The following is a 20,853-nucleotide window of genomic DNA, read 5'->3' as shown; positions in this document are numbered from 1 at the left end:
TCGCTTCCAGCGCGTCCCCTTGCTATTTCGACCTGGACCGTTTCTACTCACGCTCATGGATTTTTTCTTCCTCTGCCTGTGCATTCCAGAGTATGGCGACACCGATGACTGCCGAGAGGATCGATCCTCCGAAAATTGCGATTTTGGCGGCTGAATAATCGCTTACCTCGGAGAAGGCTTGGCTGGCTATGAAAAGTGACATGGTAAAACCGATTCCGGCGAGGGCTCCTGCTCCCCCAAGCTGTCGCCAGGAATAGGCATCTGGTTTGGTGGCAAAGCCCAGTTGAACAGCGGTTACGGTGGCAGTGATAAATCCGAGAGGTTTGCCGATGACCAATGCTGTTGCGGTGCCGAGTATTAACGGTACGTGCTCGCTGAATACGCTTGTCTCTACAACCATTCCTGCATTCGCGAACGCAAACACCGGCAATACCAGAAAGCTCGATCTTGGCGCCAGGTGCCGGAGCATGCGATCAGCGGGAGATTCCAAACGGTCATGAATGGCATCCAACGCCTCCAGCGCAGGTTCGGAAGGCCCGTAATGCATGACCTCCCTCCCGCGCCGGGTTTCGGCGGTTAGAATGGCATCCGCCTGAAGCATGAGTGCGCGAAGATTGGGCGGCGGGCGTGTAGGAATGAACAATGCGAGAATGATGCCTGCCAGCGTAGCATGTATCCCGCTTGCGTACACACAAGCCCATAGGGCGATTCCGAGAATCACATACGGAGACGCACGATACACGCTGCCCTTATTGAGCAGCGCCAGTAATCCCGTAATCGCGGCTGCGCTGCCCAGATAACCGATATGCAGTTCACCTGAATAAAAAATTGCAACGACAATGATTGCCCCAATATCATCGACAATGGCAGCCGCGGTAAGAAAGACACGTAGCTCGACAGGAACGCGCCTGCCCATCATGGCAATCAGCGCAACCGCAAACGCCGTATCCGTTGCCATTGGGATACCCCATCCATATGACCATGTGCCATCAGCCCCCTCCGATCCCGGAGCGATTGGCGGTCCTGACGGCACCAGAATCAGATAAAGCAAGGCGGGAGCAGCCATGCCTCCAGTCGCTGCGGCGATTGGCAACATTGCGGATCGCCGGTCTGCAAGATGTCCCACGGTGAACTCGCGCTTGATTTCGAGACCGACAACCAGGAAAAAGATCACCAGCAATCCGTCATTTATCCAATGACGCAATGAAAGCTCAAAAGTGCTATGCTGGAAAGTAACCCCGAGGCGTTGTTCCCACATTTCATTGAAATCAGGACCGAAAGCGGAGTTGCTCAGAATAACCGCGAGTCCGGTGGCAAGCAGCAGCATGATTCCGGTCGAAGGCGCCCATTTGGCGAAATCCAGCGCGGCAGAATGCATGACGTGGCCAAGCGAGCCAAGCATTGCTTCAGAGAGTGAACGCACATCCCAGGGGCCATCGTAACGTCGATCATTGATGAAGAATGTCGGCGTGACGGTGACACCGCTGGCATCTGCGCTGGCTATATCCGCATCTACGCGATCTCTTGCTCTTGCTGCCGCTTCTTCCTGTTCGGCTCCTTTATTCCCATCCAGCTTCAAATCAGAAATAATGGTGCGCAGATCGTCTGCGTTCAGCTTGTCAGATCGGCTCATCAGTGCGACATGCAGATTCCAGAATCGAGCGGGATCATCGTATGATTCCACCAGTTCAGCTGCACGGCGCGCAATTTTGCTTCCTGCCAACGGGCGATGGCGAAATACATAGCGCATGCGGTTGCCAAACCGGCTTCGCAGCTCGGCAACGCGCTCGTGTGCAGAGCGTGAGGGCGCATCGGCGTAACTACCATACTCGACCAGGGTAATTTCGGCATCCGCTGGTCCCAGTGTATGGTCGTACGCTTCGTCGACCGGCCTGTCGAGGCGATTTGGTGGCGGTTCAGGATTCATCAGAGATCGAGCGTATCAAATATATTCGCTCACTCCTGGCAATGGCGCCGAGGGTTTACTGCTTTTTGCTATCTATCCTGCTCGATGAATTGGGACTGCAAAGCGAACTGCTGCGCTTCGCTTAATAGATGAGAAACGGGTTGTATGTTTCCGCCAGCAAGGGGGTCGCGAGCTCTTGGTCCTCAAGGCGTTCGATTGCTCTCGACAATGCGTCTCGAAGCTCTCGCGCCTGTTCAGCCTGCATTACGTAGGGCCTGCCGGGATCTGCCTCGGCAAGCTTTTGCTGCTCGTGAGATAAAAATGGAAACCGGACCGAGAGCAATCCATCGATAGGTTCTGTTTTTATTTCCCATCCCGTGATTGGGAATTGAAAAAGATCGTCACCCATTACAGCAACTCCTGTCATTCTCTGAAACCCGAAGCTTAGCAAAAGGAACGATTCTTTTTCGTTGGATAGCGCACATATAGGAACATTTGGCGTGCAAGTGACCTGTTTCCTGTCTCCTCTGGAATTTACCCCTCAGACTTACGGCCTCCTTAGATATAAGGCGTCCACCAGCTGCCGCGGTGCCGGGACTTGAATGCGGCGAATCGCCGGCAGATGGGATAGAGCACTGCGGTGACTACCACCCATACCAGGTAAACAATCGGAAGGCTGAATCCCCACCAGGGTGGAAATTCCCACGAAGAAGTCATGAATGAGCTGATATCGGCTCCCATTGCAAACGCAATGAGCAGGGCGAGCCCGTGAATAAAATACAGATGAATGAGATAGAAAAACAGGGGCACGCGTCCAAAAGTGATAAGAAAACGCCCCGCGCCGCCATGCGGCCCATGCGCCTCATGCCACCATTCAAATGCAGATATCAGCAGTAACATGAGTCCGAGCGTCATCAGAAGATAGAGCAGTGACGGCGGATATTTTGTCGTGTTCAGGAAAGATAGCAGGGTAAACACCAAGGTTTCCTGCACAACCCATGGATCCGGATCGCCATAGATATTCAGGGCTCGGAGAATGAGGAAGCCTGCGACAAGAATAACCCCGCATTCAAGCACCGCCTTTATTCTTGCCTTTGATGGCAGCAGCATGAGAGGACCAAATGCATAGCCTGCGGCCATTACCCCGATCCAGGGGATGAGGGGATACACTACCGGGAAGTGGGGGATATGGAGCGCACTCAACAGCCATCCTTTCCAAGTGAGTGAGCCGCTTGCTGCCTGAAAATCCTCAAGCTGTATGCCGTCGAGCAGGTTGTGAGTCAAGATCATGCCGATGCCAAAGCCGGCTATCGCCCATAGCGGCAGATAGACGAGTGCCGCGAGAGCAATCATCGACCAGCCCAGCGCCCAGATTACCTGCAGATCCATCAAGCTGTAATCCAGGTTGAAGAACCAGGCAAAACGCACAACCGTCAGCTCAAGAAATACCAGCCACAACCCTCGCAGGAGTAACCGTTTCGCCAGTTGTGAGCGCCTCATGCCTCTGGATGCAGACAGATAGGCGCTCGTGCCCGCCAGAAAGACAAATACCGGTGCGCACAGGTGGGTGATCCAGCGCGTCAGGAAGATAGCGGGAGTGGTACGCGCAAGATCAGTGGAGCTGAAATCCGCATCGGTGAAAAATCCCCGCACATGGTCAAGCGCCATGAGCACCATCACCAGCCCACGCATGAGGTCGATGGACGTTATGTAGGGAGCACTCGTAGTGGAATTTGCAGGTGAACGCGAGCTTTGCATGGATTTGCTTGAGTCTTTTTCCTATTCCTGAATGTGGATTATCTGTAGCAATATCCACCTTCTTGCTTGCCGGATAGACCTGACTACGGGTTTTATAGGGTAATTCACGCTGGACCTCAAGTTTTATTGGGGCGAGTGGTCCCGTGCCCAGGATATAGGGTAGTACTTTAGTTCAATTGGCATGGCTGGAAAAAACGGTAGGATAAAACATGGGCTTGCAGATGCCTCCCAAAGGAAGGCAAGTCCGATGGCAGTAGCAATCCTGTTGCCTGTTTTTTGCTTCCTCCGAAAGCTCATCAATTTTGGTAAACTCGCTTTGGCGGCTTTGGCGGATATCTGCTTCCGGAAAACCGGAAATTTTGTCTCAGCAGCCGTAGCTCGTTATCGTCGCGACCTATTCATTAACCTCCTTCCATTTAGCAGCTGCCAAACAAACCGCTTCACGCAGGGTGACGGCGCTGCTTCTGATCTCATCGCAATACAAGGTGAATCCGCCGCGACATTGCTGAGTTGGGCGCGTATAAACCGCCTGGTCGCAGTATTCGCTTAACCAGTCAAGTATCTCGGTATCTGAGAGATCAAGGGGGGCAGGACGATGTTCGGTCCACACTGCCATCCAGCTCATCCATCGTCCTACCCCGTTTCCCATCACGCTCTCCCTCGCTCTACCATAGTTTGCCCTTTCAAATCGGGCTCAAGTTCCGCGCCAGGCACGGCCTGGATATTTCTTTATGCCTTTCCCTTCCCTGACCGCTTGTCTTTCGACGCCCTGAGGGTCTTACTCGATCGAGGCTATGCCTGAGGCAGGCTGCACGTCTGTTTCACGGATGTTGCAACACCAGGACCGATTAACTGCGGTGTTGCAACATGGAGAGCATAATACAAGTATAACTTGTAATTGTCAAGAAAAACTTGTAAAAGTAAACTTGTAAGCTTGTTTACAAGTATCGAATGGAAGGAGGGATTGAGCTTTGAAAGGATCAGGATGGGGCAATCGCTGGAAGCCTTGGGAAATACGGATAAATGCAAGTTAACGGCCGGGAACCCTGACGAAAGGAACTTCAGCCTGGCGCTCGTGCGTTCTGCCAGGGCCAAACTCCATCACATGATCATCACGAAGGATGACCGAATAATCGACAGCATCCCGATAGGGTCCGCCGAATAAGGACCAGGAGTGCCGGCGATCGATATAGAGCAATGCCTCATAATCGCCATTGCGCTGATAGCCATCCGGATTACCCGCAATGCTTATTACTTGGGCTTTTGTCATGCCTTCCCGGACGCCTGACATTTTTCCTGTGATAACACACGAAGAAAGCACCAGCATACTGAGCAAGGCGGCAATAAGATTTTTCATATGAACTCCAGATCGATAAAAAAGGCGAAAAGGGAAGAATATATAAAAATTATAAAAAATAAATGTGTTATTTCGCGCTAAATTTCCGCCTTCCGGACAAATCAGCTCTCCAGTTCCCGGATAAGCAATGCAACTTCCGCTACTTCACCCAGCACTTCCTTTACTGCCTGCTCAAGTGTATACCTCCTTTTTTCGAGTTCCCGCAACTCCTCGGGGAATTGCATAATATATTTGTCACGTTTTGCACGTGCCTTTTCTGAAACATGAAAAGCGAGCAGCATCTCCGTGCTGTCATACGGCAGTCTATTTGCTAATGGTCTCATGATGGCAGGAGTGTTACTGGCGTATCACTGGTCCAGATTATTTATTGTAAGGTGCATCAACTCTTCTATTATCCCGATGATATTCACGAATGAGTGACGCGAATATGGTCTGTATTTCCGTATGTATCTTTTCTTTTTAAAACATACTGCTACACCAGGGTCAGCCTCGGCGCCTGTCATTTTTGCGGCGATCCGGTCCGTGCCTGGAAAACTGTCGTCTATCTGATTGCCGTCTTTCCCCTGACCTTTGTTCTACTCTCGGGCATCCGACGCGGAGGAAAAGCTGGAGGTGGATGAGGAGGCAGATCCGGTACCGGCAACGGTTTCAGATCTACCGAAGGAACCGCCTCAACCACTTCGGCAGATGTTTCGCCGACCAGGGCCTTGCTTATTGTTACCAGGCGCGCTGCATCTTCTTTAGACATGCGCCGCATTGCTTCGATAACCTGATTGATAAGTGCATCGTTCTCCGAAACCGGTTTCTCAGCGACGCGGGGAGAAGTGGCTCGGGTTCCACGTGCCGGCTTCTCCGGCTGAGGCGATACAGTAGTATCAGGCGCAGCTGGAACTTCCAGTGGCATCCCGAAATGCATCATCGCTGGGGGCAGCTTGAGCACTTCCGCGATCCTGTTCAGTCTTTTTCCGCGAGGTTGCGTAGCACCAGATTCCCACTGCTGAACCGCTTGTGGAGATACACCCACGAGCTCGGCCAGTTCCGATTGGTTCAATTTAAGCTTTTCGCGCCCCTCGCGAATTATCCGCGCAATATCCATGCCATCATAATACAAGCAATTCTTGCACCCCGCTTACAAGTTTCCCTTGACATATACAAGTAAAACTTGTAAAAATATCTCTTATTGGAAATCTTCAAGCAAAAAAGGTTCACCTCACAGGGGACCACAAAGCAATACCACTTATCGTCGAACAAATGGCTCTGCACCCTGAATGACTACAGATGTAACTATCAGCAACAGCCTGTGGCACAGGCATTCACACGAGGAAGGAATCGGAGCGTAACCAATGAGAACGGGTATCAGAAGAGCAGACATCGAAAAGAACGATATGCGCTTGCCTCTTGAGCGTTGGGAGTACGGAAATCCAGAAGCGGTTGCAGAGCGCAGGCAGGCTCGATCATGCCACGGCTGCCGGTATGAGTCGAAAATCCAGATGGGGTGGAATAACCTGGAGTTCTGTGAAAAAGGGCGAAAACACGGCGTTCGTTGTACATTTTTTTCAAAAAAGGGAATATGAAAAATGAAGTTTAATGATCCGCAGCATGCATTGAGCTGGGCGTATGAAACCACTAGCCGTCCGATCGTAAAAATCTCATCCGTTAACACAATGCGTGGACCTGACAGAGCAGGGGAGGGCGGCGCAAATGGTGAATTGACCGCGCACGATCTTCACGCGCAGGCCGCGCTGATTCTAAGCTTATGCAATCGCATACTATCTGATCTGCATATTGCGTACATAAATGTTCAATTCGGCCGGGAGGCGAGCGGGTTCGATCTGCTCAGCCGGCACCTCGCTGCAAATTTCGGGACGGGAATCCACAACCGCAGGGGTATCGAGCAGATAATTCGCGCCTACTGTGGCCAAAAGATCGGGTTGCGTGAAATCAGGAAAACTATGGCTTGTGGAATGCTCAAGGCGGCCTCATTGCGTAATCGTGGCTATGACGCACTCGATCTGATTCATGATCAGGCGATGGATATACTGCAAAGGGAGATGGAAAGCCGTGGTCTGCTGCGGAGTCCGGTGGTCAGTGAAATGGCGTAATTAGATCAGACCAGAAGAAGATCGAGCTGGGTGCGCCGTAAACATCTTGCCCTGGCTCGATCCTGGTCCCTCCCCGGTTCAGAAGGGGTTCTGTAACGATTCTGATTTCTTTCGGTTGGGTACGCCACCGCACAGAATTAGCCCGCTGGTCTATGCAATTCTCAACTCAAATGGTATGAACACAGACAGAACGGGAGTACCGGCCTGTTTTATCACAGATAATCTACCCTCGAAGAACTTACCTATGAGAGAGAAGACGACTATCGTTTCAGTAGGAGTGAGCGGACTCGTAATAGCAATGCTTGCGGGATGCGGTACCCGCCCCGCGCAGGAAGACGTCAGATCCATTGACTGGTATGAGTCGCATGCAACGGAACGAACTGAAAAGCTAAAAGATTGCATGACCAATCCGCGCACGCTGGATGCAACGCCCGATTGTGTCAATGCGAGCCGTGCTGAAAATAATATTAAAGCAACAACTAAGTGGGCTACGCCAGACGAAGGTGTCCGAACCGAGCCATCTATCGGAAATTAAGAACGAACAGGAGAATGCTGCCTTCCCGCCACGTAAAGTAAAATACGAAGTAATTTAGGTGGGCGGACCTGCGTTACGGCTGCTGAGCTACTGAGGAACGTGAAGCCTGGCTCGCAGCACGTTGTATCAATTTGCTCAATTCACGCAACCACAGCACGCAACTGGCTACCCCTGCGCAAAGCAGCCAGTCCCGCAGACTCAGACTGACGGTGGAGAATGCGTGCTGTAGAAATGGCACGTAAATTACGGCGATCTGCAGCAGGAGCGACAGCAGAATCGCGCTCCACAGCCATTTATTGGAGAATAAGCCGACGAATGCGCTCTGTTTATCAGAACGCGCATTCAGCACATTAAAGAGGGAAAACAATACCAGAGTATTGAAAGCCATTGTTTGTGCATAGGGTGTGCTGCCCGAGCCTTCTATAAGGCCTTGCGGAAGGCAGGCGTCGATCACCAGCAGCGTTCCCACTGCCGTGATTACACCTACAAAGGCGATGCCGAACCACATTTCAGATGTGATCACACGTTCTCCCTTTGCCCTGGGAGGTCTGCGCATGACATGGGCTCCTGCCGGATCGACGCCTAACGCGAGGGCGGGAGCTCCATCAGTTACAAGATTAACCCACAGGAGTTGCGTTGCCAGCAGGGGCAGCACAATAAGTCCGTCTCCCGTCTGCAATCCAATGATATTTGCGAGTAGCACGCCGAAAAACATCACGAGCACTTCTCCTATGTTGGACGAGAGCAGATAGCGTAAAAATTTTCGAATATTGGAGAAGATGGTGCGGCCTTCTTCCACTGCCGCCACGATCGACGCAAAATTGTCATCCGTGAGAACCATGTCAGCCGCTTCCCTGGAGACGTCCGTCCCTGTGATTCCCATGGCCACTCCAATATCCGAAGTTTTCAGGGCGGGCGCGTCGTTTACGCCATCGCCGGTCATCGCAATGACTTCACCCCCTCTCTGTAGCGCTTTGACAATCCAGAGCTTGTGTTCCGGGTTCACGCGCGCATACACGGAAACCTCCTGTACGGTGCGATCAAGCTCCTTATCCGAGAGTTGCTCAAGTTTTGCACCCGTAACAACCTGTTTATCTCCAGCTATTCCCAGCTGCGCGGCGATAACGGTTGCGGTTACAGGATGATCGCCTGTGATCATTATCGGCCTGATACCTGCAGCCTTTGCCTGGCTGACGGCGTTTTTCGCTTCCTCGCGTGGAGGGTCGATCATGCCGATCAGCCCTACGAATACCAGGTTGTACTCGATGCTTTCATCCGCTCCATTGGCTTTGAACGCATCAGAGGGGACGGACCGGAACGCGACACCGAGAGAACGTAATGCCTCAGTTGCCAATTCCTCATTCAGCTTCAGGATCTCGCCGCGGCGCTCCGGAGTTAGAGACCTGGTTTCTTCCCCCACCAGTTCAAAGGAGCAGTGGGCGAGCAATGCATCGGGTGCTCCCTTTGTAAAAACAAGCAGGCACTCACGTTTTTTTGCATCGACATGTAGCGTCGTCATCAATTTACGCTCCGAGGAGAAGGGAAGCTCGCTCACACGCTCGAATTGTTCATCCAGTGCATCAGCCTCCACTCCTGCCTTGCGCGCCGCGACGATAAGTGCTCCTTCGGTTGGATCGCCCTGTACCCTCCATCCATCCACATCATGCTGCAATACAGCGTTACTGGCCCTGTCGGCGATGGTCAAAGCGCGCTCAAGCTCATGACGCAACGCGCCTTCAATTCTGCCACCCGCTTTATCTTCCTCTATGACAACTGGATCAGTTTGAAGCAAATTATCCGGATATTCTTTATTATCCACAGGACTATAGCGGCGCACCTCGCCTTTGGGTGAATAGCCGGTACCTGTCATTTCGATGCGTCCACTTGCCGTAACAACTACCCGGACTGTCATTTCATTTTTTGTCAGAGTGCCTGTTTTATCGGAAGCGATAATGGTTGCGGAACCAAGCGTTTCGACTGCAGGGAGATGACGTACTATTGCATTTCTGCGCGCCATGCGTTGGACGCCTAAGGCAAGTACAGCTGTTACCACGGCAGGCAAACCTTCGGGTATGGCGGCAACAGCAAGAGCTACTCCCAGTATGAGAACGTCTATAAGTACAGCCAGACTGCTTACATTCCCTACGAGAATAATCGTGGTAATCATGATGACGGCAATTGCCATCACGATTATTCCCAGTAGTTTGCCGACGTGCGCAAGTTCTTTTTGCAACAACGTTGTCTCTGGCGGCACCGTTGCCAACATTCCTGCGATATGCCCCATCTGGGTTTGCTCGCCGATTGCCACCACGAGTGCATGCGCATGGCCGAAAGTAACGGCGGTTCCACTAAAGATCATATTATGGCGATCTCCAAGCTCGGCCTGTTCCATGATGAGCTCAGTATCCTTGGACACCGGTAGACTCTCGCCAGTGAGTGCCGCTTCAGTCGTTTGTAGTGCGGTGGTTTGAATAAGCCGTGCGTCCGCAGGGATGGTATCGCCTTCTTCAACGAGAATGATATCGCCAGGCACCAGTTCTGTTGCAACAACAGAGCGCTGTACTCCGCCGCGGATGACCTTGGCACGTGCTGCCGACATCTGGCGTAAGGCAGCGACTGCTTCTTCCGCTCTGGATTCCTGAATGTAACCCATGATCGCGTTGAGCAGCACTACTGCAAAGATAGCGATTGCCTCATAAGGTAAAGCGGATTCGCGTTCATAAAGCCACAGGCCTGCCGAAATTGCCGTTGCAATCAGCAGAAGGATAACCAGTACATTCTGGAACTGAGCGAGAAACTTTTGCCAGCGGGGAACAACTTTTCCGGCTGGCAGTTCATTTCTGCCGTATCTATCCAGCCGGGCCAGCGCTTCTGTATCGCTCAAGCCAAGCTGGGTATTCGTTTCGTAGGCGGAGGCCAGTTCTTGAATGGATTGCTGATATGAGTCTTTTTTATTTTGCTCGGATGTATGCAATGTTCATCTGCCTGCTTCTTGTTTTCCTTATTCGTTCCTTAACATAAGGGGCCTTGAACAGATACTTGCTGGCGCAACCGGATACTGGATACTGGCGAAAAGGCAGTGATAATCGGCACTGTGCGTTGGAACGATCGATTTTAACTGCAATTCACTCATCCAGAGGACTGTTCAAGAGATTCTTGTACTGAAGATAGGCTGGAAAAAATAACAGGGTAGCAGAAGCAGGAGTTACATAGATAGCTAACAAAAGATCGGTGGACCGGTGTTCCAGGGATGAGATCTCTATACATCGACAAGCTTTTCGAATTTCTTTGAAGAAAGTGGTTTGCCAATATGGCAGCAGAGTGTTTTGATCGTACCAGGGGGAGGAGTTGGTACGATCTTTGAGTTTGAGAACTACTACAGCTAATGTTGTCCGACCGAACCGCGCCACGCTCCGGTTTCCTTTCCGTGGCTTTCGAGAAATTCCTTGAAGCACTGGAGATTTTCGCTCGTACGCGCCTTTACTGCCCCCAGAGCGTCCCCCAGTCCTTCAAGGAAGCCCTGCGGTCCATAATCCATCTTCAGCACCACTCGGGTTTTTGAGTCTGAGATTCCGTAGAAGCTTACAACACCCGAATTTTTGGCACCACTCGTGCTATGCCAGGCGATCCGCTGATCGGGAATCTGTTCCGTAATCTCGGCATCCCATTCTTCTTCCTTGCCTGCGATCTCTGCCCGCCAATGCGAGTGGGTATCATCGATCTGTCGTACTTCGCGCACACCTTTCATGAACCTGGGAAATTCTTCAAATTGAGTCCATTGATTATATGCAGTACTAACCGGCACATTGACTTCGATAGAGTTCTCCACCGTCGATGTGTATCCCGCCTCCCTCGATTTCCGGAATGTTTTCGATAACATCAGTCCCCCTGCAGCAACTGCGGCGAGTGCCACTATTCTTCCTAGCATTTTTACCCCCTGTAGACTTGATTTCATTGGCACGAGCCCCGTATTTTTCCAAGCGGGAAGCCTCTCAGTTTCATGAAAAATTTACTGATATTCTCAATAATAGGTTTTTCGGGCTGGAATTCTGTGCGGTTGTGCACGTAATCGCAATTGCGCGACGAAGCAACTGCAGAGGCTGCATGTATCCAAGGACAACGTTATCCAAGGTGCGCTATCGCACTGATAACCAAATATCGGCCAAATATCATTCGATCAACTGCCAGCTGAAATATGCAAAAAGCAGATTGCAGGAAAATCCTCTCCTCAAAGACGATTGAGCGATTGAAAAATGAATGTGCCAGGGTTTACTGCCGAAGCAGCAATATATAGAACGAGTTCACAATATACTGCCAGCTATATGGCCCGCCACCCCGGATCGGGCCTCAACAATAGCCTTGTCATTTCCCCTCAAGCATGCAGTTTTGGTAGAAACATTCTTTGTAACGGCTGGATTCTGGGTTGCATCGGGTGCACTGCATTTTTTCCGTCAGTTCCCGGCATGATTGCATGCTATGCGGCCTGCATGGGCTCGATGTTCGCCTATTGCCGTAATTGTCTGGACTTTATCGATATACCAGAGAATAGTAATGGTAGTGGTGGCGGTAGCGGCGGGGGAGGGCCTCCTGCCGGAGGGACCTGTTTCCCGAATAAATGCTGCGAGTGGGGTGAAAACGGCGAGTGTACGCTGTGCATTCCCCGGAACGCTGTTTGCCCATAACGGTATAAGTAACTGAATTAAAAAGATAATTCCTGGCTAAGGATAGGTGGCCTGCCATAAATCCCGATTGCGGAGATCCTCAAGAAGCAACCGGTCAGATTTCTATTATGGCTTTCAAAGGCAGGTGATCCGATGCAATCCGTGCGAGGCCGCTGGTATGAGCTTCGAGGCTTTTCAGTCGGCGGCGCGGATGCACCCACAGACGGTCCAGCGCCATGAAAGGTTTTCGCGCGGGAAATGTGGCGCAATGAGGGGGACGCTTGAAGTGAGCGTGCAACCAGCGAAGAGGGCGCCCCCACAGGAACCATTCATTGAGGTCGCCCATTAACACATAGGTCTCCGTAAGACGGATTTCAAACAGCTTAAGCAGGTGGCGCACCTGTTGCCGTCGTTCCCAAGGTCGCAGGCCGAGGTGGGTTGCAACCACATGGACCTGTCGCTCGTTCCACGCAAGAGTGACATCGAGCGCCCCGCGCGGCTCCCGCCCGGGCAGGGTGAGATCTATCCGATTTACTGCCACGACCGGAAGCCTCGTTAACAGGGCGTTTCCATAGTGATGTGTACGGCGCACCAGGGTTGGTCCGGCAATGGCGGTAAGTCCGGTCTTCGCTGCGAAATAATCCAGCAGGTCATAACCTTCAATCTGGTGATGCTCTACTTCCTGCAGAGCAACTACATCCGCATTCATCTCCTGCAGAACGTTTATGATGCGATCAGGTTTAAAGCGTCCGTCGGCGCCGATACAACCGTGTATATTGTAGGTGGCCAATGTCATCTGCATATAATTTCATGAATTCCCGTTTTCATGCCCGAACAGGTGTTTAAACTGAAAGTTGCCCGGCCGAAAACACGCAGCCAGCGCTTGGCTAAACTTCAGTCAGATTGAGTAACTGCCGAAGCATTCATCGTATCGCGCCGTCGATTCGCCCATCTCCAGCATGTCCATGCGATAACGATGATGATTGCAGCAACGGCAACCAATGCGGTAAACGCTGGCAGGTCAGGTTTCTGGATAGTGGCGGCCAACTGATCCGTAAAAACGGATATGCCGGTTATCCCTGGCAGCAGGCCTATGGTGCTTCCCAGCATGAAATCCCGGAAACGGATTCGCGACGCCCCTGCAACGAGATTGATGACCGTGAATGGAGCGAGCGGTATGATCCTGAGAGCGATGATGGTCACGAGCCCGCGTCGGCCCAGGCGTTTGTTCAGTTCCCTTATTTTTTTTCCGGCAAAGCGCCAAACTGTATGGCGCCCTATCAGGTGGCCGATACTGTAGCTGAAGGCCGCGCTCAATAGCGCACCCACCATCGAATAGAGAAAACCGTACCAGGGGCCAAATACCAGTACGCATACTACAATAAGCACAGTGAGGGGAAATGCAACCAGACCACCGAGAAGGAATACACCGAGCGTAATGAATGGAGCAGCTGAAGCACGTTCGAATTCGGCGGCAAGCGGTACCAGAGTACTGACGTCTATCCATTCTTTGAGAGGCGACCAGCGCCATGCGGCTGCGAGCGCCAATACACTGATCAGTATCGATACGATAAGACCAATGTGACTTCGCGCAGGGGCACGTTCTCTTTCAGGAATAAGCTTCGCCATCAGTAGGCTCGCATCAAGCGGTTTGTCCGGGTCCACGATATCCTCGTCCGGCACCAGGGCATCCACATCGGCATCGACTCGAAACTGCCACGGACGTAAGGTACGGCCATGACCTCGCAACGCTTCAATCGTATGTATCAGCGACCCTTCCTGCGCGAGACGCTCCTCGATTTTGTTGGCGTCCATGTCTAAATGTTCGGCAAGCAGGCGGGTTCTAAAACCAGCTATTGCCCGGCCTATATCCTCTCTGCCATTCGCTTCAAGCATAAGATCGCATTCGGTATCCAGTCCCATGGAGCGATTATTGAGATTGGCTGATCCGATACGCAGCCGCTCATCGTCAATAATGATGATCTTGGAGTGGACGTTGACGCATTCGTTGACAAGCCGGGGTATGCACGGCTCATAGAGGGCCAGGCGGTGGTAACGATCTGCGGCGACCAGGCGCTTGAGCAAGCGCTCGCGCAGCACATCCATCGTGTATTGCGATAGCCACCCGACTGTCTGTTCCGCCAGCAGCATGACGACTTCCGGTCCGTGCTCTTCCTCCAGTCGCCGGACCAGTGCATCCGCTACGAGGTGGGTAGTAAAATACTGCGCTTCGATGTAGATGCTATCGCGCGCGGAAGTGATCAGATCCAGCACCAGCCGTTCCACCTCACGCACTTCTTTCTGGTTTTCATATTCGGGAACAGTGCGGGCGATCGCAACCTCGATGTTCTCAACGTCGGGTGCAAGATAATCCGGCCAGTAGTTTGGCTCCCCCCTGCCCCGGGGAGCAGAAAGTTTCTGTCCCGTTGCAAGAAACCACCGCTCACGCGCCAATTCTCCCAGTGCGGTTGCGATCGGGCCGGAAACCATCATCTGGATGTCGTGATAAGGCTGCGGTATGGGTTCTGTCAGCAAATCCCTGCGGCGCTCGTCACACGCCGCGTGCTCAGTAGTATCCCAGCGACCCAGCGTCAGGTCCAGCCCACCCACAAACGCCACCTGGTCGTCAACCACCACGACTTTCTGGTGATGAGAGGCCCCGGTGGGGTGATGATCATCAAGATGAAAATGCAACCGTCGGTGGCCGTTCCATCGCTGTTTATAGAGAGGAAGCCATTCGCGGTCAGATGCAAACAGCATGACGAAATCCCAGTCGAGGACATGAACATGGAGATTTCTGTTACGCTTGATCAGGCTGTTGAGGAAATCACCGAGGGTGATCGGCCAGCCATCGGGTTCCTCATCCCGTACCAGTTTCAATCTGCTGTCGATGTCCCAGGCCATGATCAATACGGAACGGCGGGCGTGTTTTACCGTTTCCCGGAAAGCACGAAAAAAATCCGCTCCATCAACGATAAAAGCAGCCTTGTCCGCGTGCTCGATGCGCCAGCAGTTATTCCCCGGCTTCAGGATGGATGATCCGTTCATTGCTTTTGAGATTTGCACCGGGAAGTATGATAAAGACTTTTGCAGGGCTTGAAACCCGCACTCTCGCACGGGCGGCGGTTAGAGGTCCTGTGAGCAAGCGGAATTCCTCCAGACCGCTGACGGCTGCAATATGGGCAAGTAATTCCGGTCCACCTGCTGCGTCAATCTCTTCAAGTTGAGCCGGGGGTTCTCCGGGATGGAGCGTTTCAAACAGAGCGTGGTTGTAGTTGGAGGGGAGGGTTATTTCTATTCGCTGCGCCCCTTCCAGTAACAGAGGTATTGATTCAATCGTTTCACGCCCACGCCAGGGCAATTTGATCAGCGGTTCTTTTTCCATTTCAAAGTTATCCTATGGCTGAGAAGCTGCTTCGCCCTTAAAAATAACTCGGCACTAGGCGTGACCTGCGGTCTACCCGCATCCTGTTATGGCCCGTTTGCTGCGCACGGCGAGGCCCGATGGGGTTGCGGAGGAGTCGGCTCTGGAATGCCGGAGTTATACTATGGGCGATAAAGGCGATAATGCCTGAGCTGTCGCTTCGCGTTCCGTTCGTTTTCGTACATAAAGGGCGGGCTTGATAATGGAGGAGGAAGCGCTCTCGACGTGAACGGGGAGCGAAGCGCTTGGAGTGAACCGGATGAGGAGAGAGGGCTACGGGTTTGATGCGTAAAGATGGGGCTTCAGTATATCGGGTGGAAGCTCCCACCGCACGATTCGAGGGTTCAAAAGGTGCAAGCCGGGTAGCAGCTACCAGTTATCCAGTACATTCAATCGCATTTGCAAGGTCTCAATTTCATCCAGTAACTGCAGGGCAAGCGCAACTCCCGCAAGATTGATGCCAAGATCGCTTTGCAGCCGGAGTGCCATTCTGGCGCGACGCATCTGTGTCCCGGTGAAGCGCCAGCAATGCGGTTCATGCTCTTCCGCCATAATCTGTGGGGTGATCAACCCTTCATCCACCAATTCGATGATATAGCCACTTTGTACCGAGCATGCGTGACTGAGTTCCGTCAGTGTCAATGCGTTCTGTTCATCGACAAGAGTTACCGATAGTTCCGATGGTGGCGAAGGCGCGTTGTTTCGATGACCGTTTTCGTCGCTCATGTCTGCACTCCCAGTTTGGCCCGCGGGTTGAACGATTTGAATTGCTCCGCCATGCTGCGGTAAAAGGCCTTGTCTCTCTCATCGGTGGCAGGGGGCGGTGCAATGCGCAATACGACATAGAAATCCCCCGGCGTTTTACCGGGAATACCGCGTCCTCTCAATCGCAGCTTCCGTCCGGTAGTGGAATCGGCAGGTATTTTCAAGTCAACCATTCCTTCCGGAGTGGGGACAGTGACCGTTGCGCCCAGGGCCGCTTCCCATGGCGCCACCGGCAGGTCAAGATAGACGTCGTACTCATCCACTCGATAGATGGGATGTGAGCGAAACTCGACTTCCAGATACAGGTCGCCCGCTTTTCCCTGACCGTGGCCGGGTGCGCCTTTACCCGTAAGGCGAATGTATTGTCTGGGCCGAATACCGCGGGGAATAGCCACATTCAACTTATGTTCACGGGTTGATACATATCCTTCTGCATCGACCTCCGGCACTTGCAGCGAAATAGTGCGGGTAGCGCCGTGATATGAATCTTCCAGATCGATCATTATCTTGGCGTACCGATTCTCGCCAGGGGCATGAAAGAAAGCTCCACCAGGCCCTCCATGGGTTTCTCCTCCGCGTCTCGCTTGCTCTGCACGAAAACTGCGTCCAAACAGGGATTCGAAAAATTCGCTGAACTGGGAAGCATCCGCTCCTGTAAATCCCTGTTGCGAAAACTCGAAGCCGGCGTTCCAATCCGGTGGAGGACGAAATTCCTGATCGGCTTTCCAGTTTGTGCCAAGGCGGTCATACGCTACGCGCTTCTCCGGATCCTTGAGCACCTCATAGGCTTCACCCAATTCCTTGAAGCGGGCTTCCGCCTGCGGATCCTTGCTGACATCCGGATGATATTTGCGTGCCAGTTTCCGGTAGGCGCGCTTGATGTCATCCTGAGAGGCATCTCGGGGGATGCCCATGATCTTGTAATAGTCCTTGAATTCCATCGCAATTACGGCGGAAAGAGATCGTTATGGGATTGAGATTTCAAGCATAGCGAATCCCGCTGGAGAATGTAACTATTACTGCAACTCAGCCTATGCGGTTGTTTAATAGTGACTTGAAGCAGGGTCAACATTGCCGAAGCAAGCCAGAACTGCTTAACAGCCGTGGAACAGCCTGCTTGAATGCAGGGCGATAGTAAACCGAAGGACAGTAGCGTGCCAATTATGCAGGCGCGGTATCCGGCCACGCTCAGGCAGGAATCCGGATTACCGCGTCTCATATTCTTGTTATAAGGGCTTATGGGTTAACCCATGAGGCCATTCCTCATGATCACTTCCCCATTTTTTCGCTCGCCAGGCGAGCGCAAGGAGTAATAACCCCGAAACGATGGCGTACATCGCGATCAGCCACACCAAGGCTAGGGCACCCGCACCCGGGAAGAAAAAGACAAATACGCCGAATGCGACCGAGATGAGGCCGTTGAGAAACAAGAGCGCCTCACCCCGAATGACCTTGCGCAAGCGGACCGACATGACCATATCCACAATACCATTTGCGAGTGCGGTTACCCCGATCACAAGCACGAGCACTATAGCGGTCAGATTGGGAAGCACGAAGGCGATCACACCTGCTCCGATCCCTACCAATCCCCAAAGGAGCATCAGCCACCAGTCCCGATTGGTTTTTCGGTTTTGCACTGCTGCTACTGCGGATGCTACGCCCTGGATGAGGGCATAAGCAGCGAACATGACGAGCAGCCACAGGAGCGTTATTCCTGGCCAGAATGCGGCGAGTATACCAAACACCAACGATATGAAACCGCGTAGTGCCAGAGAGCGCCAGGATTTCGAAAGTAGTTCGTTCATGATATCACCTCTCTTTTTCAAGTGATGCTATGAAGGGTGGAACCCAGCGATTGGACGGTATTACAGACTTCGTTACCAGATTTCATCCAGTTTCGAAAGGCATCATAATGGATGACGACCGTCGTTTGCGTATGATTGCCATCATGGATGCAGTCAATTGCTTTTGCCGTGCGTTAACCGACATAAGACGAACGGGTACAAGAATAAATCTATCTGTGAGGTTATGTGCGTTGGGGCACAGCCGGAGGTATGGTAGATGCGATAAGGTAAGGATAACTTATGCAGTTAGCAGGGCTTCGATTTCCGCCTTTCAGTAAGAATATCTTTCGATATATTGACGCTACGGGTGATATGATGACTACAGATAACAAGTCTCCTTCCAAGCGAATAGAATGCGAGGAAACCGGGATACTGACGGAACGGGCGGATTTGCCCAATTCGAAACCAGGTGCCAAGGATAAGGCAGAGCATCAGGCCCTGTTGCCGCATGAGCGCGACGAGACAACTCGGCCAACCGGCACGAGCCACCGGGGGAACGAGCATACACGCGAAGTAATCGGACAGGCACATGAAGATACGAAGCAGGGTCTGAAGGACACAGACCGGCGTGGAATACCATCCGATATAGTTGATTCTGATATCCCGGCTGCAGATGATATTCCCGGAGTCTCCCCCGACAGAAACGTAAAGAAACATTGAGAAACATTAATATGCTTGCATTTTGTGCTCATGCAACAGCAGATGAGCAGAACAGGAAAGACAAAAAGCTATCATTTCAGCGTTCTCAACCAGACAAGCTGAAGCCAAGCCTGAGGCAGCTTAATGAAAATTGTTAAACACATTCTCGCAGCTGCAATTGTATTTGTGCTCGCAAGTATTGTTTCAAGTCCTGGCTTTGCTCAAGCAGGATCAGATTCATCCTCTACTCCTGCTGCGCTCCCACCTGTGCAATCACAAGGCCAGACCGAATATCTGACAGGAGGGATCGGAGCGGATGAGTCGGAGGCAATATTGAAGGAAGCACGCACCTGGCCCCTGGTGCTTCAACTTGTCCAGAATGGCCCGACTCGTGCTGCCTACATCAGCGATGTTCGCGTTACGATCAAGGACGGGTCTGGCACTATGATTCTGGATACAGTTACCGAAGGTCCCTTTCTGCTTGTCAGGCTCGTACCCGGAAAATATTCGATCGATGCTTCGTATGAATCGAAGACGCTTCATCGTGATGTGAGCATAGGGAAAGGGGGCAGCAACAAAATAATGTTGCTATGGCCTGCTCCCGGGAATGAGGAAGACAGGTAATGGTAAGTTCAGAGGATGCCATTAGGGATTTATCACCAAGGATCCTGGAGAGTACACCCCTTAACCCATGAACGGCAGAAGCTACGGGCAAAGCCTATAACCTAGTTTGTTCAAGCGGTTCTGAATGTCGGTAGAGGCAATGGCGGCATGTGCCGCAGCAACACTGATCTGATTCAGTTCATCAACCACATCTCCCACCGCATATACCCCGGCCACAGTGGTACGCTGGTGCCGGTCGACAATCAGTTTTCCTTGCCTGTTGCAGCGCGCCCCGAGCTGAACCGCGAGCTGGGATCTGGGGCTCTCGCCCAGCATGGGGTAGATTACATCGAACTGAAGCTCTTCTCCATTTGAAAGGCGTACCGAAGGTTTCGATTCTCCCGTTATATGGAGGCTGCCGAGCGCGTCCTCAATCACCTCGACATTGACCTTACGAAGCCTTCTTTTTTCGGCACTCGTCAGTTCAGCCTTGGCCTGATAGAGCAGTGTCACGTTCCGGCTGTATGTTCGCAGAAACAGCGCGTGCTTTACACCCTCCCGAGGGGAAGAGGATATCAGGGCGATGTTCTGACCCTTCGCTTCGTAAGCGTCACAAACGGGGCACAGGCGAATAAGCCCTTTTTGTATGCACGTTTTCCAGTGCTTCGTATCCAGTCTCAAGTCAGCAGTTCCCGTTGCCAGCAATATCGTAATGGCACGGATTATCGACATTCCGCCACTCCCACCCTCACCCCTATGGCGGCTAGTTCCGCTGTTGGCACTATTGCTCACATGTGCCTCAAAAAAATTTTCAACCTGCTTGAGTCGCATGACCTCACCGGCCTGTACTTCAACGCCGTACTGCGCCGCCTGTAAGCGCAGCCGATTCAGAAATTCCTTTCCCGAGATACCCATGGGAAAGCCGGGGCAGTTATGGGTGGTAGGGATGAGCGCTGCGCGGCTGAATCCACTGTCAACAATTGCAATATTGCGCCGAAAGCGAGCGAGATAAATTGCTGCGGTAAGTCCACCCGGACCAGCCCCGATGATCAAGCAATCGACTACTCCAGGTGATTTCAGGTTGCTAAACTCCATGGCGCGTTTTAGCGGAAACTCAGACCGCTATTTATTTTTGGGTGTGGAGAATAAGAACACCATTTCAATACTTTCGAAACAGTACCGCTGGATTCTTTTCGGTTCGGTTCGTGACAACACATAGCGGATGCAAATGAAGGGGCTTGACCCATGCTGCGACATTC

20 protein-coding genes are annotated in these 20,853 nt (G+C 52.3%); 4 read left to right on the top strand and 16 right to left on the bottom strand.

Features of this window, described 5'->3' with window-relative positions; translation table 11 throughout:
• Positions 1-43: 43 nt before the first annotated feature.
• The 7 genes from nhaA to AC52W5_RS14605 all read right to left on the bottom strand — a co-directional run bounded on the left by nhaA (position 44) and on the right by AC52W5_RS14605 (position 6,117).
• Positions 44-1,927 (bottom strand): Na+/H+ antiporter NhaA, encoded by a 1,884-nt coding sequence (gene nhaA / locus AC52W5_RS14635; protein WP_495671535.1) that lies wholly within the window; start codon positions 1,925-1,927, stop codon positions 44-46.
• Positions 1,928-2,048: 121 nt separating this feature from the next.
• The gene (locus AC52W5_RS14630) at positions 2,049-2,315 is read right to left on the bottom strand and encodes a hypothetical protein (RefSeq protein ID WP_256210413.1); all 267 of its coding nucleotides are present in this window, start codon (positions 2,313-2,315) and stop codon (positions 2,049-2,051) included.
• A 149-nt stretch (positions 2,316-2,464) separates the two neighbouring features.
• A complete protein-coding gene (locus tag AC52W5_RS14625; protein WP_495671534.1) occupies positions 2,465-3,664 on the bottom strand; it encodes an acetyltransferase domain-containing protein in 1,200 nt (399 codons plus the stop codon).
• Between the two features lie 394 nt (positions 3,665-4,058).
• Positions 4,059-4,313 carry a hypothetical protein gene (locus tag AC52W5_RS14620; RefSeq protein WP_495671533.1) on the bottom strand — a complete coding sequence of 85 codons (255 nt, stop codon included), beginning with the start codon at positions 4,311-4,313 and terminating at the stop codon, positions 4,059-4,061.
• A 381-nt stretch (positions 4,314-4,694) separates the two neighbouring features.
• Positions 4,695-5,021, bottom strand: a complete 327-nt coding sequence (locus AC52W5_RS14615) for a hypothetical protein (protein ID WP_074974544.1) — start codon at positions 5,019-5,021, stop codon at positions 4,695-4,697.
• Positions 5,022-5,122: 101 nt separating this feature from the next.
• On the bottom strand, positions 5,123-5,344 hold the full coding sequence (locus AC52W5_RS14610; protein ID WP_074974545.1) for a hypothetical protein: 222 nt from the start codon (positions 5,342-5,344) through the stop codon (positions 5,123-5,125).
• 218 nt (positions 5,345-5,562) lie between these two features.
• Positions 5,563-6,117: a helix-turn-helix domain-containing protein gene (locus AC52W5_RS14605; protein ID WP_074974610.1), complete on the bottom strand. Its 555-nt coding sequence runs from the start codon at positions 6,115-6,117 to the stop codon at positions 5,563-5,565.
• Between the two features lie 481 nt (positions 6,118-6,598).
• Here AC52W5_RS14605 and AC52W5_RS14600 point away from each other — a divergent pair, with 481 nt between their 5' ends.
• Both AC52W5_RS14600 and AC52W5_RS14595 read left to right on the top strand, forming a co-directional pair.
• Positions 6,599-7,123: a hypothetical protein gene (locus AC52W5_RS14600; RefSeq protein WP_074974547.1), complete on the top strand. Its 525-nt coding sequence runs from the start codon at positions 6,599-6,601 to the stop codon at positions 7,121-7,123.
• 244 nt (positions 7,124-7,367) lie between these two features.
• The gene (locus AC52W5_RS14595) at positions 7,368-7,658 is read left to right on the top strand and encodes an EexN family lipoprotein (RefSeq protein ID WP_166637018.1); all 291 of its coding nucleotides are present in this window, start codon (positions 7,368-7,370) and stop codon (positions 7,656-7,658) included.
• Between the two features lie 73 nt (positions 7,659-7,731).
• Here AC52W5_RS14595 and AC52W5_RS14590 read toward each other — a convergent pair whose 3' ends face one another.
• The 8 genes from AC52W5_RS14590 to AC52W5_RS14555 form a co-directional block, all read right to left on the bottom strand.
• Positions 7,732-10,632: a cation-translocating P-type ATPase gene (locus AC52W5_RS14590; RefSeq protein ID WP_495671532.1), complete on the bottom strand. Its 2,901-nt coding sequence runs from the start codon at positions 10,630-10,632 to the stop codon at positions 7,732-7,734.
• A 408-nt stretch (positions 10,633-11,040) separates the two neighbouring features.
• Positions 11,041-11,586 (bottom strand): SRPBCC family protein, encoded by a 546-nt coding sequence (locus AC52W5_RS14585; RefSeq protein WP_177219722.1) that lies wholly within the window; start codon positions 11,584-11,586, stop codon positions 11,041-11,043.
• A gap of 848 nt (positions 11,587-12,434) precedes the next feature.
• The gene (locus AC52W5_RS14580) at positions 12,435-13,121 is read right to left on the bottom strand and encodes an endonuclease/exonuclease/phosphatase family protein (protein ID WP_112892265.1); all 687 of its coding nucleotides are present in this window, start codon (positions 13,119-13,121) and stop codon (positions 12,435-12,437) included.
• Between the two features lie 92 nt (positions 13,122-13,213).
• Positions 13,214-15,367 (bottom strand): VTT domain-containing protein, encoded by a 2,154-nt coding sequence (locus AC52W5_RS14575; RefSeq protein WP_495671531.1) that lies wholly within the window; start codon positions 15,365-15,367, stop codon positions 13,214-13,216.
• Positions 15,333-15,704, bottom strand: a complete 372-nt coding sequence (locus AC52W5_RS14570) for a hypothetical protein (protein WP_107761992.1) — start codon at positions 15,702-15,704, stop codon at positions 15,333-15,335. The genes AC52W5_RS14575 and AC52W5_RS14570 overlap by 35 nt, the downstream gene beginning before the upstream one ends.
• Before the next feature lie 408 nt (positions 15,705-16,112).
• Positions 16,113-16,469 (bottom strand): chaperone modulator CbpM, encoded by a 357-nt coding sequence (locus AC52W5_RS14565; protein WP_495671530.1) that lies wholly within the window; start codon positions 16,467-16,469, stop codon positions 16,113-16,115.
• The gene (locus AC52W5_RS14560; RefSeq protein ID WP_495671529.1) at positions 16,466-17,449 is read right to left on the bottom strand and encodes a DnaJ C-terminal domain-containing protein; all 984 of its coding nucleotides are present in this window, start codon (positions 17,447-17,449) and stop codon (positions 16,466-16,468) included. The genes AC52W5_RS14565 and AC52W5_RS14560 overlap by 4 nt, the downstream gene beginning before the upstream one ends.
• A 285-nt stretch (positions 17,450-17,734) precedes the next feature.
• Complete coding sequence (locus AC52W5_RS14555) at positions 17,735-18,313, bottom strand: HdeD family acid-resistance protein (protein WP_074974557.1); 579 nt, start codon at positions 18,311-18,313, stop codon at positions 17,735-17,737.
• Between the two features lie 351 nt (positions 18,314-18,664).
• On the opposite strand from AC52W5_RS14555, the gene AC52W5_RS14550 reads away from it, so the two are divergent.
• Entirely contained in the window at positions 18,665-19,012 is a 348-nt protein-coding gene (locus AC52W5_RS14550; protein ID WP_133669392.1) for a hypothetical protein, read from the top strand.
• Between the two features lie 123 nt (positions 19,013-19,135).
• The gene (locus AC52W5_RS14545) at positions 19,136-19,615 is read left to right on the top strand and encodes a collagen-binding protein (RefSeq protein WP_074974559.1); all 480 of its coding nucleotides are present in this window, start codon (positions 19,136-19,138) and stop codon (positions 19,613-19,615) included.
• Between the two features lie 81 nt (positions 19,616-19,696).
• Here AC52W5_RS14545 and AC52W5_RS14540 read toward each other — a convergent pair whose 3' ends face one another.
• Positions 19,697-20,689, bottom strand: coding sequence for an NAD(P)/FAD-dependent oxidoreductase (locus AC52W5_RS14540; protein WP_495671528.1), 993 nt, complete (start codon positions 20,687-20,689; stop codon positions 19,697-19,699).
• Between the last annotated feature and the right edge of the window lie 164 nt (positions 20,690-20,853).

It is taken from the genome of Nitrosospira sp. CT (assembly GCF_059489795.1).
The sequence above is the reverse complement of the archived record's forward strand: the minus strand, read 5'-3'. Positions and strand labels throughout refer to the sequence as shown.